The 12,967-nt window shown below is 33.9% G+C and carries 14 protein-coding genes; all 14 read right to left on the bottom strand.

Translation table 11 applies throughout. The features are described 5' to 3' along the window. Nucleotides 1-152: 152 nt before the first annotated feature. Nucleotides 153-1,073 carry a macrolide hydrolase EstT gene (estT, locus tag ACEYOS_RS05975; RefSeq protein WP_046701559.1) on the bottom strand — a complete coding sequence of 307 codons (921 nt, stop codon included), beginning with the start codon at nucleotides 1,071-1,073 and terminating at the stop codon, nucleotides 153-155. Between the two features lie 243 nt (nucleotides 1,074-1,316). Next, complete coding sequence (locus tag ACEYOS_RS05970; protein WP_165134129.1) at nucleotides 1,317-1,898, bottom strand: MliC family protein; 582 nt, start codon at nucleotides 1,896-1,898, stop codon at nucleotides 1,317-1,319. 109 nt (nucleotides 1,899-2,007) lie between these two features. After that, nucleotides 2,008-3,234 (bottom strand): IS4 family transposase, encoded by a 1,227-nt coding sequence (locus ACEYOS_RS05965; RefSeq protein ID WP_373709275.1) that lies wholly within the window; start codon nucleotides 3,232-3,234, stop codon nucleotides 2,008-2,010. A gap of 83 nt (nucleotides 3,235-3,317) precedes the next feature. Continuing rightward, nucleotides 3,318-3,902, bottom strand: a complete 585-nt coding sequence (locus ACEYOS_RS05960) for an SLATT domain-containing protein (RefSeq protein ID WP_373709276.1) — start codon at nucleotides 3,900-3,902, stop codon at nucleotides 3,318-3,320. 91 nt (nucleotides 3,903-3,993) lie between these two features. Continuing rightward, the gene (locus ACEYOS_RS05955; protein ID WP_373709277.1) at nucleotides 3,994-4,488 is read right to left on the bottom strand and encodes a dihydrofolate reductase; all 495 of its coding nucleotides are present in this window, start codon (nucleotides 4,486-4,488) and stop codon (nucleotides 3,994-3,996) included. A 44-nt stretch (nucleotides 4,489-4,532) separates the two neighbouring features. After that, on the bottom strand, nucleotides 4,533-4,889 hold the full coding sequence (locus tag ACEYOS_RS05950) for a four helix bundle protein (protein WP_149915037.1): 357 nt from the start codon (nucleotides 4,887-4,889) through the stop codon (nucleotides 4,533-4,535). Between the two features lie 38 nt (nucleotides 4,890-4,927). Next, nucleotides 4,928-5,749, bottom strand: coding sequence for a thymidylate synthase (locus tag ACEYOS_RS05945; protein WP_149915036.1), 822 nt, complete (start codon nucleotides 5,747-5,749; stop codon nucleotides 4,928-4,930). Nucleotides 5,750-5,900: 151 nt separating this feature from the next. After that, nucleotides 5,901-7,127: an IS4 family transposase gene (locus tag ACEYOS_RS05940; protein WP_373709278.1), complete on the bottom strand. Its 1,227-nt coding sequence runs from the start codon at nucleotides 7,125-7,127 to the stop codon at nucleotides 5,901-5,903. Nucleotides 7,128-7,614: 487 nt separating this feature from the next. Then, complete coding sequence (locus ACEYOS_RS05935) at nucleotides 7,615-7,953, bottom strand: hypothetical protein (protein WP_373709279.1); 339 nt, start codon at nucleotides 7,951-7,953, stop codon at nucleotides 7,615-7,617. A 232-nt stretch (nucleotides 7,954-8,185) separates the two neighbouring features. Further along, the gene (locus tag ACEYOS_RS05930; RefSeq protein ID WP_032132346.1) at nucleotides 8,186-8,503 is read right to left on the bottom strand and encodes a DUF4288 domain-containing protein; all 318 of its coding nucleotides are present in this window, start codon (nucleotides 8,501-8,503) and stop codon (nucleotides 8,186-8,188) included. Nucleotides 8,504-8,507: 4 nt separating this feature from the next. After that, on the bottom strand, nucleotides 8,508-8,804 hold the full coding sequence (locus ACEYOS_RS05925) for a hypothetical protein (RefSeq protein ID WP_277693919.1): 297 nt from the start codon (nucleotides 8,802-8,804) through the stop codon (nucleotides 8,508-8,510). A 53-nt stretch (nucleotides 8,805-8,857) separates the two neighbouring features. Beyond that, nucleotides 8,858-9,736, bottom strand: coding sequence for an IS982 family transposase (locus ACEYOS_RS05920; RefSeq protein WP_373781759.1), 879 nt, complete (start codon nucleotides 9,734-9,736; stop codon nucleotides 8,858-8,860). A 312-nt stretch (nucleotides 9,737-10,048) separates the two neighbouring features. Further along, nucleotides 10,049-11,635: a ribosomal protection-like ABC-F family protein gene (gene abc-f, locus ACEYOS_RS05915; RefSeq protein WP_373781760.1), complete on the bottom strand. Its 1,587-nt coding sequence runs from the start codon at nucleotides 11,633-11,635 to the stop codon at nucleotides 10,049-10,051. Nucleotides 11,636-11,996: 361 nt separating this feature from the next. After that, a complete protein-coding gene (locus tag ACEYOS_RS05910) occupies nucleotides 11,997-12,857 on the bottom strand; it encodes a lysostaphin resistance A-like protein (RefSeq protein WP_373797536.1) in 861 nt (286 codons plus the stop codon). Nucleotides 12,858-12,967: the final 110 nt, after the last annotated feature.

Genomic DNA, 12,967 nt, shown 5'->3' with positions numbered 1-12,967 from the left:
TCATAGCGGGCGTCGTGTTCAGGATGCCGGGCATCGCTGGAACGACAGGGAGATAAATATCCATCGCCAGTGAAGCGAGGATGTCGAAAGGAGCCATCAGCAGCAGTGCTGCCGGCAGCGTATAGGCCCACGCGGGGCGTTGTTTTTGTTTATCAGTCATTTATGTGTTTTTCTATTCCATCAATAATTGATTTCCAATCATCAACGTGTAATTCGTGTCCTGTACCTTCAAGGGTGATTAGATTTGAACCTTTTATTTTTTCTAGTAAAAAACCTGCATTCTTATAATGCCAAATTTTGTCGTCTGTTCCGTGGATAATTAAGGTGGGTTGTTTGATTTCGTTTAATCTGTTCCAATATTCTTCACCACCACCACCTTGCGATGCAGCGTGATTGAACATACTTATATAATTGTTGGCTCTATTGAACTCAGCTCTTATCAGTTTTTCACTTCTTTGTTTGTCAAATTGTTTCTTGCCACTCATTAATTCTGCACCCTGAATTAAATAGTTTACCACACTGTCTTCATTTGTCCAATTGACTGTACCTGCTTTACTATGGAAATCTAAAATACTCGTGTCCATTTCAGGTATAGTTGGGTCTGAGTCTCCCCAAGGGCCTGATGACATAAGAGTTAAGGAGTTAACTCTGTCGGCAAACTTTATTGATGCTATTTGAGAAATTAGTCCGCCCAAAGAAATCCCCACAAAATGTGCTTTGTCAATCTTGTAGCCATCCAATATTGAAATAGCGTCATTAGTTAAGTCAACAATATCGTATGGAGTAGAACCTGGTTCATAATTAGTGGATTTTCCTACATCTCTGTTGTCGTAACGAATAACAAAAAATCCTTTTTCAGATAATTGTTGGCAAAATTCAGTGTCCCAATACAGCATTGATACGGTTGCACCTGCTACCAAAAGGATTGCTGGATTTTTCTTATTTCCAAAACTTTCCGTACAGAGTTCAATGCCGTTTGTTTTAATTATTTTCTCTTTCATTTCTGTTTTCCTTTGTTTGCAACTGATTATTATCAGTCCTAAAATTAATATCCAAAGTAGTTTTTTTTTCATTTATCAATGTTTAACTGTTATGCTGGTATCTTTCACAATGCCCGCTAACGGTTTGGGTATTGCCGAAGGCGGGGAAATCAAGGAACAAATGTTGAGTTCAGCACCGCAGTTAGCAAAACCATTTTTTTTTGCTAATTTACATTTTTCGAAGCAAATAAAAAATGGTTTTTGCGGAATTGTAGTACAAAAGTTGAGTATTGAACATTCAGCCCCGCTTTTGGCAATACCTTGTTAGCGGTAGTTTTAATTTTCAAATACTGTTTTTCCGCTCTTTTTTAGTTGGTATTTGTCGCCTTTCCCTGAAAGTTCATAGGTCTCATTTTTATACCAAATACCCGAAGCAGATTTTTGTTCTACAAGATCAATTTGTTCCCCTCCGTTAAGATACGCTTTTACAGTTCCTTCCGTGTTATTGAACGTCAAATTCAATACATCTCCTTTGTCATTCTTCGCAACTATTTCGACTTTATCGTCTTGATGTTCAAAAATTACTTTGTCATCTTTCAAGAGTTGGATGTCGTTCCCTTTTCCACTTAATTCGTAATGGTCGTTTTTGTACCAAATTCCTGATGCAGGTTTTTGACTTGCAAGTTCTGATGATTCACCATTAAATGAAATAGTTACAACATCTTTTGCATTATCAAAAACCATATCAAGTTTGTTCCCTTGTTTGTCGGTTAGTGATTGGTTGGCGATTTCATTTGGCGAAGATGCTGTTGTTTCAGTTTTAGTTTCTTCTTTTTCCTCTTGTTTTGTTTGTTGATTACAAGAGCTTAGTATTAATCCTACTGATAATGATGTAATGATTAAAATCTGCTTTTTCATTTTTTTTTCACTACCAAACGGGTAAAATTATTTTTAGGCAATAAAAATTCACAACACACTGATTATCAATATGTTTTTTTGAATATACAAAAACCTACCTCCCCCTATTTTAGAACAATTCGGTTTGTATAGCGGGAGGTTTCTTCTTTTTCTGGATTTTGACATAGGTTCTCCTGCAATTTTCCACCATCCAAAATAGCTCTAGATGGCTGATAAGGTGGATTCGAATAAGAGCTGCCATGGTAGAGAATGCCTTTTTGCTTTCCGATCTCACTCTTAAGACCTGCAATAGTAATTGTGCGATCAAGGTGCACCAAATCTGTGTTTTGATGCCGTTTTGAGTTTCTGAATAAAAGTAATGTAACTGGAAATTTTGCTTTAATTTTTTGAAGAGTAGCTCAATATTCCAACGAAGCTTATAAAGAAAAGCGACTTCCTCTCTGCTGACTTCAAAGTTATTGGTAATAAAATCATACATTCTTCCCTTTTCATCACGATATCTTACTTTGCGCAAGCATAATGTCTTTTCTTGATTACCTTCCCTGTAAGCAAGATGAATGTGTTCTTCGCATAAAACACCCTGTTCATCGTTTAGCAAGTCTTGTTGGTATAGAATTTCTTGGACCTGATAAACTGCATTTTTCTTCAATCTACAAACGAAATTCACCTTTTGTGCTGTCCATCTTGCAAATTGTAGATAATGGTTGTAAGCTCTGTCAAAGACAATCATGCTATAAGCAGCTAAATTCAGATATTGCAGAAAATTCTTATCGTGAAGTTTCGCCTCACTTATTTTAACAAATTCTGGTGTGTCACTGTGCGCATCAATCATCATGTGAACTTTCAGCCCCCCTTTCTTTTTTCCTTCATTCTTTGGGTTTCGTCCTACTCCCTTCATAATGTCTGAAAATAACCTGATCGTACTGCTATCGAAGATGAAAAGTTTCGAAAAAGACACATTATCAATCCGGCTGACCGACAAAGTTTCTTTAAAATAAGTCAGTAGCATGAAGTAAACATCCTTAAAGAATTCGTTATCGCGGCCACGAAGACCGTCGCCAGCCGTACTCTTAGCTGGTGATTTTTCCATACCCAAATGATTAAGCTTACCTGCCATAGCCTGCATTCCGTCGCAGATTTCACCCATAGAATCACAGCGACTAAAGATTCCAAATAGCATCGTAGTGAGGTGGGTCCAGGAGTCAAAGGTCTTGTAATAGCGGTCTGACTTATGTTTGTTTACAAGCAGGTCAAACTTATTGCGAGGAATAAATTTCAATATTTGTTTGAAAATTGGCTGACCGACTAAATTCTTTTCTGTATTTTTAGCACTCATATTTGGATTTTGTGGTAAAACCAAAATATGAAAAAAGGAGCTAACTCAATCGAGAAGGCTCCTGTTTTTTTAAAACGAATATTTTAATTGATTTTTAGTCGGTTAGTAGTGATTTTAATGATAAAAATTTCTGTCCAATGCAATTTAAAATAATCATTTTTTGTTGTTTGGAATTTAAGAAAATCTATATACTTGTGGTTTTCATATTTCTTAAGAACTATACCATATTTTTTTGAAAGGTCTTCAGATAATTTGTTTATTTGTTTTGGAGTCATTTCACTCGTTTTCAAATATCTTAATTCATTATATAAATCGCTAATTTCTAAAGTGCAATCATGAAATTTTTCTGCTCTTAATCTATAATCATTATAACCCTCTAATTGACTAAAAACCAGAATTAAAATTGAAAGTGCGGTTGATACAAAAGCATATTCTTTGGAAGAAATGTCCAATGTGGAATCTATTTCGAAAACACTTAATAATCCTAAAATTATAACATATGCAGACAAAAATCCAATAGAGTATGATGAAAGTCTATTAATTATTTTCATACGATGACTTGCAACAAATCTTGCACCTTTTGTACTCCATAATTTAAAATTTAATTCAACACTAAAATCTTTATCAAGATAAAGTTGTCCGGATGTAGTCTTAATATTTTGAGACATAATACAGAGTTATAGTTTAATAATTGGTCTTTAAAAATCTTCCCTTCCAAAAGTATGTGGGAGATGCTTTTGGAAGGAAAGTTATATATAGTTACGCCCTTTCGTATACTTCGAACGTATAATCAAAAGCGTGTTTTTCGTCTTTTTCGTGCTTTTCAGCGCTTATTAATTTCCATTCGTGGTCTAATAATTCTGGAAAATACGCATCGCCATCAATAGTTGTGTGTACTCGTGTCAACAAGATTTTATCTGCTAAAGGCAAAGTTTGCTTGTAGATTTCTGCACCACCGAGAATAAAGATTTCGCGCTCGTCACGGCAATAGTTTAATACTTCTTGTACGCTATTCGCTACATCTACTTCTTCGTGGCTGTAGTTCATATCACGTGTCAAAATAATATTGCGACGCTCTGGAAGTGGTTTCCCAATGGAAACAAAAGTCTTGCGCCCCATCACCACCGAATGCTCTAATGTATTTTTCTTAAAATACTTAAAATCATTCGGCAAATGCCACAACATTTGGTTGTCTTTGCCGATGGCATTGTTTTCCGCAGCAGCTACGATTAATGTTATTTTAGTATCACTCATTGATTATTAATTATTAATGGTTAATTGTAAGGTTTAAACTCACATTAACTCATATTTGCTTTCGTTGTTTTTATAATGGATGTAATCAGCTTAATGATTTTTATCGCATCATTCATTATACTTTCAAATTGTTCATCTGTGAGATAATCCGTCTCTTTCAATAATTCCAACCAGTATATAGTTTCGTTGATTTCTTTTTCTGCAATACTCATTTTATGTTTGAAATCAGACTTTGATTCCGCATGTTCTGCTTCTCGAGCCATAGCACCAACACTCGTTCCTGAGCGAATTAATTGTTTACTCAGTACAAATTCTTTTTTCTGTTCACGCAAATACTGAGAAAGCTTCACGATTCTGACCGCAAATTCAAAACTGATGGTTTTAATGATATTCTCTCTCATTTATACATCATTAATCATTTACCATCAACCATTAAGAGTTAAATCGCTACAGGAGCTTTGATATGTGGATGGAATACATAATCCACCAACTCAAAATCCTCAAATTTGAAATCAAAAATATCTTTTACTTCTGGATTGATTTTCATGGTAGGAAGTGGTTTTGGCTCACGAGACAATTGTAATTCTGTTTGCTCGAAGTGATTTCTGTAGATATGCGCATCCCCAAACGTATGTATAAATTCACCAGCTTCCATATCACAAACTTGTGCGACCATCATCGTCAATAGGGCATAAGAAGCAATATTAAAAGGAACGCCCAAGAAAATATCCGCAGAGCGTTGATATAGCTGACACGAAAGTTGTGGTTTCAAAATTCCTTTTTCTGGTTGTACTGGTGCTACGTTGAACTGGAAGAAAGCGTGACAAGGCGGCAAAGCCATGTTTTCGATTTCCGCGACATTCCAAGCGGATACGATGATACGACGCGAATCAGGTGAATTCTTTAATTGATTAATTACCTGAGTAATCTGGTCGATATGTCTGCCATCTGGCGTAGGCCAAGAACGCCATTGTGAACCGTAAACAGGTCCTAGATTTCCGTTTTCATCTGCCCATTCATCCCAAATGCTTACTCCATTATCTTTTAGGTATTTGATGTTTGTTTCACCTTTCAAAAACCAGATCAATTCATGGATAATCGAACGCAAATGCAGTTTTTTAGTCGTAATAATCGGAAAACCTTCTTGTAGATTGAAACGCATTTGATAACCAAAAACACTGCGTGTACCTGTACCCGTTCTATCTGTTTTGTCCACACCTGTGGTATATACGTGCTTTAGTAAATCTAAATATTGTTTCATGTTTCAATATGTTAAATGGAATATAATGTTACGAAGTTAAGATATTTTTTCACTACCAAACGGGTAAAATTTTTTTTAGTCAATAAAAACCTATAACACACTGTTTATCAGTATGTATTTTTGAATCTACAAAAACCTACCTCCCCCTATTTTAGAACAATTCGGTTTGTATAGCGGGAGGTTTTTTCTTTTTGTGGATTTTGACATAGGTTCTCCTGCAATTTTCCACCATCCAAAATAGCTCTAGATAGCTGATAAGGTGGATTCGAATAAGAGCGGCCATGGTGGAGAATGCCTTTTTGCTTTCCGATCTCACTCTTAAGACCTGCAATAGTAATTGGGCGATTAAGGTACACCAAATCTGTGTTTTGATGCCGTTTTCGGTTTCTGAATAAAAGTAATGTAACTGGAAATTTTGCTTTAATTTTTTGAAGAGTAGCTCAATATTCCAACGAAGCTTATAAAGAAAAGCGACTTCCTCTCTGCTGACTTCAAAGTTATTGGCAATAAAATCATACATTCTTCCCTTTTCATCGCGATATCTTACTTTGCGCAGGCATAATGTCTTTTCTTGATTGCCTTCCTTGTAAGCGAGATGAATGTGTTCTTCGCATAAAACACCCTGCTCATCGTTCAGTAAGTCTTCTTGGAATAGAACTTCCTGGACCTGATAAACTGCATTTTTCTTCAATCTACAAACGAAATTTACTTGTTGTGCTGTCCATCTTGCAAATTGTAGATAATGGTTGTAAGCTCTGTCAAAAACAATCATGCTATGAGCAGCTAAATTTAGATATTCCAAAAAATTCTTGTCGTGAAGTTTGGCTTCACTTATTTTAACAAATTCTGGTGTGTCACTATGGGCATCAATCATCATGTGAACTTTCAGTCCCCCTTTCTTTTTTCCCTCATTCTTTGGGTTTCGTCCTACTCCCTTCATAATGTCTGAAAATAACCTGATTGTACTGCTATCGAAGATGAAAAGTTTCGAAAAAGATACATTATCAATCCGGCTGACCGACAAAGTTTCTTTAAAATGAGCCAGTAGCATGAAGTAGATATCCTTAAAGAATTCGTTATCGCGGCCACGCAGACCGTCGCTAGCCGTACTCTTAGCGGGTGATTTTTCCATACCCAAATGATTAAGCTTACCTGCCATAGCCTGCATTCCGTCGCAGATTTCACCCATAGAATCACAGCGACTAAAGATTCCAAATAGCATCGTACTGAGATGCCTCCAGGAGTCAAATGTCTTGTAATAGCGGTCTGACTTATGTTTGTTAACAAGTAGGTCAAATTTATTGCGGGGAATAAATTTCAATATTTGTTTGAATATTGGCTGACCGACTAAATTCTTTTCTGTATTTTTAGCACTCATATTTTTGATTTGTGGTAAAACCAAAATATGAAAAAAGGAGCTAACTCAATCGAGATGGCTCCTGTTTTTTTTAAAACGACTATTTTAATTGAATTTTAGTCGGTTAGTAGTGATTTTTTTTAAAAATTTATATTATCCTACTCGTAAAACTTTTCGGGGTCGCTATTTTGTTAAACTGCTGTTGCAAGAGAATTTCAAATATTATACCAATGTCGTCTAATTATTTTCATTTATTTATTTATTCGTTAGTGTTCCTTTATACACGATTGGCTCGGTAAAATTACCGCTAACGGAAAAAGTATTTGCGAAGGGCGGGCTAAATTTAACTGAAAGTTCAATTTCGACCGAACGAAGCAAATTGCTTTTTCAGATTGTTAAATTACAAAAAAATACAATATGAAAAGCAAGTCGCGACTAAATGCAACTGATAGTTCTATTATAACTTCAACCCCGCCTTTTGCAAATACTATGTTATGCGACATTTCTTTTAAGATTTAAGGTTTCCAAGAATTTTTTTTGCTTTTTCATTCACGATTTTCCATTCAGCAGTATTTATAAATTCAGAAATTTCAGGTAGAATTTGAGGCGTGGAATCACAAACTTTATTAATTGTATTATTAAAATCTTTAAATAGTTTAATTTCTTTTTCAGTCAAGAATTTCTCAAAGTCAATTCCATTTGCATAATATGCATCCCAATCATTAAATAATTCGTGTGAGACTTGAGCAATAGGAACCTCCTTTTGAAATTCAAGTTGTTTTTCAGCAGAACTCCACAATTCAATTATTTCGTATAAATTTTTCTTGTAAGTTAAATATTCATTCATTGACGCGTTTTTTTTGAAATGTCGCATAACGGGAAACGGCTTTGCGAAGGCGGGGCTAAGAAAGCCGAAACTTTCTATTAAAAACCGAACTGAGCAAAAACTATTTTCGTTTTTTCAAAATTACAAAAAATAAAAAAAACGAAATGGTTTTTTGCGGATAAATTTTACAAAACTTTCACCGCAAGGGAACTTCACCCCCGCTTTTGCAAAACCGATGTTAGCAGAAGTTTTTTTATTGGCTATAAAGTTTTTCAAACTTAGAATATGACTCTATATCTTGAAAATTTCTTGAATATAATTCTTGATATTTTTCTTGTGTTTCTTCCCTCAAAAATTCGTTAACATCAATTATTTTTTCAAAATTTACAACAATTACATCTTCATTCTGATTTTTGTAGGTAGTTTCACAAGATTTTCCATATTCTTCTAAAACAGTCCTTGCTTCATCTATATTTTGTGACTTTATAGACAAATATGTCTCCTCAAAACTGCAGTTATTCGTCGTTTCATTTTTGGTTCTCAAAAGAACTATTCCGAAATATTTTTTCATAATATTATTTTTTAAATCTGTTGTCATTTAATAATTTCCAAGCCTTTTTGTGATCCGCAGAGGTGCCATTTTTTACTTCTCTAATTTTTACATCATAGAATTGACCTGGGAATTCTGAATTAATTCCACCTTTTCTACATCTTCCAATAAAACTTCTACAAGTTTCGTCAAGATTTTGACTTGCGTCGCAAGAACTCTGAAATACAAAAGTTGGTTTTCCATCAAATGGTTTTTGCTTTTCAAACGAACTTAAAGTAATAAAGCATACAAATAGCAATACTAAATTAAATGTCTTTTTCATTTTTTTTAATTTTATAGTTTGGATAAAAATATAAAAATTTACCTGTTGTGCATTTAGCACAGATTAATTTTTAGTTTGTTTAAACTTCTTTTAAAGATGAAAAAATTGAGATATTGGATCATCGTAAAAGAAGTTATTTTTGACACTATTCTTGTTGCCAGTCCTTTAAAGGTTTTAGCAAAGTTGATGTTGATTGTGAACTGTCCGCACAGTTGTGATAGGTTGGTCTCAATCCGTTTTCTCATTCTTGATTTCGCCTTCGAAAACTCCACAAAGTTATGCTGGTTTTTACGCATCGGAACTGAAAGATTAATCTTGGAATAGTTGAACAAATCCACCTGTAATTCTTTGCTGATATAACCTCTATCCCCGATTAACAGACAGTTTCTGAAATTTTCTTTAATGTCGTGCAGATAGTTCACATCGTGAACATTGGCGGGCGAAAAATCAAAAGAATGAAAGACTCCATTTTTGTCGCAAACCGCATGAAGTTTGAAGCCGAAATACCTTGTTTTCCGTGCTGCGCAATACCCGAACGAAGGTTTTATTTCATCGGTGGAACAGATTGCGGAACGGTTTGCCCGGCTGATTTTACAGACTTCGATAGGCGTGGAATCGACAATAAAAACATCGGTAAACTCTGAAAATTTTCTACTCAAAGTCTCTCTGATTTTTTCGATGTAAGAAAAAAGTTTTCTTTTTCTCCTATTGTAGACACTTCTTTCAATTTTTCCCTCCAAATCTGTTCCCGAAATACACCTAAACAACTGTAATTCAGAGTTGATCGACATATATTCTGCGGTAATATTAAGTGCGACAAGCTCCAGATCGGACATTTTGGGAACCCTGATCTGCTTGCTTGTTTCAATATGTTTGCAGGTTTTTGTCAATTCTTCTAAAATAATTTTGTAGTTTTGAATGAGATTGTTCATTTATTTAATCGATTGGTACTCAATTAAATATACGACTTTTAAGTCACTTGAACAATCTTTTTTATTTTTTAATTCCTAAATGCACAACAGGTAAAAATTTATTCATTGATAAAAATCTTTTATAGTTATTTTTCACTCTTTTAAGACGATAGTTTTTATAAAATTTCTGCTAACGTTTTGCAGCTTGGCGAAGTGGCGGAAATCGAAGCACAAATGTTCAGTTTTGCACAAAAGTTCAATCGAAGAACTGCCGTTGAATTTAGCACTAAACCCGCCATTTTGCCAAACTGCTGTTAGCGGCTGTATTTTCTGTTATAGTTCAAATTTTCGTTCTATGTTTATTTGTGTCAAAAATGTTTCATCGTGCGATACAACAATTATTGTCCCTTGATATTCATTTATTGCTGCCGTTAGTATTTCAACATTCTGAATGTCTAAATTATTTGTTGGTTCGTCAAAAATAATAATATCTGGCGACTTGCTGTTAATTGTCAAACAGCAAAGCAACAAACGCATTCTTTCGCCACCACTCAAAGCACTACAAGATTTATCCCAATCGTCTTTCGTAAATAAAAAGCGATTTAATCTGACTTTGATTTCGTGTTCTTGTAATGCGGAAACGTTAAATTGTTGGGCTTGTTCGAAAACTTTTAGTTGGTCGTCAAGCAAAGAATAGTCTTGGTCAATGTAAACAGCTTTGTTGTCCGCTCGGTAAATTGTTCCTGTTTGTAGTTCAATGTCGCCTAAAATAAGTTTTATCAAAGTTGTTTTTCCAGAACCGTTTTGTCCTTTCAATGCAATTCGTTCACCACTTGTAATTTGAAAATTCAAGTTCTCGTTCCAAAGTGGTTGAGTGGTATAAGCAAAATTGAGGTTTGTTGCCGTGAACAAAATTTTTCCTTTGTGTAAAGCTGAATTGTCAAAACCGAACTTCATTTTGTCAATGTCGGGCAACGAAGAACGAAGTTCTTGTAACTCTTGTGAAATGCCACCGATTTTTTCTGTATGAACACTTTTCAATTTTGATGTGCTATTTTCTGCGTTGTTTCGCAAAGTATTCATCATTATTCGGGCAACACCTGCTTTTTCTTGTTTTCCTTTTCCACGACTATCTAATTTTTGTTGTCGTTCTATTGTTTCCCGTTCTTTTTCTTTGGCTTTTCGCAACGCCTTTTCTTTATTTTGAATGTCTTGATTTAGGGCGTTGTTTTCAATTTGCTTTTGCTCTTTGTAAAAATCGTAATTCCCGCCATAAACTTTAATTCCGTTTCGGCTCAATTCGCAAACGTTGTCCAAAAGATTGAGTAATTTTCTGTCGTGACTAACAACAATTAAAGAACTTTTTGTTGTTTGGATGAAATTGTATAAAAGTTGTCTACCCGAAATGTCTAAATGATTGCTTGGTTCGTCCAACAAAACTAATTTGGGTTTATGAATAGAAATCCCCGCCAAAAAAACTTTTGTTTTCTGCCCTCCGCTTAATGTTTCCATTTTTTGTGATAAGTCCAAATTGTCTAATTGCCAATAGCTCAGTGCTTCTTTGCAACGGTCTTCTATTGTCCAATCGTCATTGAGCAAATTGAAATTTTCATCGCTTGTGTTTCCGTTCAAAATTTCTTTCAAAGCGTTCAATTTTTCTTCAATTCGCAATGCTTGTGTTATTGTCAAATGATTGAATTGTCCGAAAATTTGCGGAACATAATACGGCTCGTCTTCAACGTTTATTTGTCCGCTTGAAGGTTGAAGTTCGTTCGTAATTATTTTGAACAAAGTAGATTTTCCTACTCCGTTGTTACCGATTAAGGCTTTCTTTTCGTTATTGTTTACTGTTAAATTGATATCGCTAAACAGTAAATCTTTGCTTGGGTGTGTATATGAAATGTTTTGTAAAATCAACATAATTTCTTTCGTTAAAGATGAAACAATACAGCAACCGCTTTGCGATTGTTGTTCTGATATGTCTGAAAGAAATTATTTTTTACATTTTGTCTTTACTTGATTGTTCGTGTCTGCAAATATACAATTTATTTTATCACGGTCAGTCGTAATATAGCCGCTAACGGGAAACGGCTTTGCGAAGGCGGGGCTTTTACACCTAAAATTTCTATTAAAACTGCACCAAGCAAAAACCATTTTCGTTTTTTCAAAATTACAAAAAAATAAAAAACGAAATGGTTTTTTGCGACTAATAATGACGAAACTTTCAACGCAAGAGAAATTCACCCCCGCTTTTGCAAAACCGATGTTGTGCGATGTTTTTCTATTGCAATTCGCTTTTCTCGTAATCGGATAGTAACTCTTTAAGTTCTTCTTTAGTTATTCCTTTTTTCGATTCTAATTTCATATTTATTAAGACGTCTTCTTTATTCCTTTCGAACTGATACAAACTATCTAAAATATGGTTAAAGGAATATTCTTCGATATCTATTTTAAAAATTCTATTAGAAGTGGAATCAATTTGGAATTTTTGTAGTTTATTAGTATTGTAATTCAAATATTCAATAATTAAAGTATGGTTTTGAGAAGAATTTTCGTATGGTTTTTCAAAAATTGTGATTGCAAATGGTATTATTGACAGTAACCCATTCCATGAAACGTGTAATACGATAGATGTTAAAAGATTAAACCTCACTCTTAAGAATGTTAGAAAAACTCCTCCAATAAGTTGAGTTGAAATTAAAATAGGTAAAATACAGTAAAAAAGCGTAGAATTATTTTCATAATTACTACTATGACCAAATCCAAAAATAAAAATTGATGTGTAGACAAGTATTTTAAATATAATGTTCCATTTATCTTTATTAATTATTATGGAAAAGAGTTTATTATAACGTAATAAATATCTAAAAATGAATTCTTCAACAATTGGTACTAAAATAGAGGTGACAACTAACACCTGTAAAAATGTGTTAGATTTATAATCAATTCTTGTTTCGTATACTAATGGCTCAATTTTATCTAGGAAATAAATTAATGGAATATATATTAATGCTGCGATAATAAATTTAAAAAATAAAATGTATAATAAATACTTTACATTTAATTCTAAACTCCAATTTTTGATTCTTTGGTCGTTAGGATTTTTTATAAAGTCGTAGACTTCTAAAAGAATATTTTTCATTAGTATTTTTAGGAGAAATTAATTTAAACATGATGTTTTGTAAAATATCGCACAACACTCAAATATATGAATATTTATGAATCAAGCATCATAAAATCGTAATTTTTTTT

This window comes from Kaistella sp. (assembly GCF_041824135.1).
Lineage (GTDB): Bacteria > Bacteroidota > Bacteroidia > Flavobacteriales > Weeksellaceae > Kaistella.
The sequence above is the reverse complement of the archived record's forward strand: the minus strand, read 5'-3'. Positions and strand labels throughout refer to the sequence as shown.

Coding starts and splice junctions, on each gene's coding strand:
- ACEYOS_RS05945 (WP_149915036.1), bottom strand. CDS start 5,749: ATGAAACAATATTTAGATTTACTAAAGCACGTATATACCACAGGTGTG.
- ACEYOS_RS05950 (WP_149915037.1), bottom strand. CDS start 4,889: ATGAGAGAGAATATCATTAAAACCATCAGTTTTGAATTTGCGGTCAGA.
- ACEYOS_RS05910 (WP_373797536.1), bottom strand. CDS start 12,857: ATGAAAAATATTCTTTTAGAAGTCTACGACTTTATAAAAAATCCTAAC.
- ACEYOS_RS05965 (WP_373709275.1), bottom strand. CDS start 3,234: ATGAGTGCTAAAAATACAGAAAAGAATTTAGTCGGTCAGCCAATTTTC.
- ACEYOS_RS05960 (WP_373709276.1), bottom strand. CDS start 3,902: ATGTCTCAAAATATTAAGACTACATCCGGACAACTTTATCTTGATAAA.
- ACEYOS_RS05955 (WP_373709277.1), bottom strand. CDS start 4,488: ATGAGTGATACTAAAATAACATTAATCGTAGCTGCTGCGGAAAACAAT.
- estT (WP_046701559.1), bottom strand. CDS start 1,073: ATGAAAAAAAAACTACTTTGGATATTAATTTTAGGACTGATAATAATC.
- abc-f (WP_373781760.1), bottom strand. CDS start 11,635: ATGTTGATTTTACAAAACATTTCATATACACACCCAAGCAAAGATTTA.
- ACEYOS_RS05920 (WP_373781759.1), bottom strand. CDS start 9,736: ATGAACAATCTCATTCAAAACTACAAAATTATTTTAGAAGAATTGACA.
- ACEYOS_RS05930 (WP_032132346.1), bottom strand. CDS start 8,503: ATGAAAAAATATTTCGGAATAGTTCTTTTGAGAACCAAAAATGAAACG.
- ACEYOS_RS05970 (WP_165134129.1), bottom strand. CDS start 1,898: ATGAAAAAGCAGATTTTAATCATTACATCATTATCAGTAGGATTAATA.
- ACEYOS_RS05935 (WP_373709279.1), bottom strand. CDS start 7,953: ATGAATGAATATTTAACTTACAAGAAAAATTTATACGAAATAATTGAA.
- ACEYOS_RS05925 (WP_277693919.1), bottom strand. CDS start 8,804: ATGAAAAAGACATTTAATTTAGTATTGCTATTTGTATGCTTTATTACT.
- ACEYOS_RS05940 (WP_373709278.1), bottom strand. CDS start 7,127: ATGAGTGCTAAAAATACAGAAAAGAATTTAGTCGGTCAGCCAATATTC.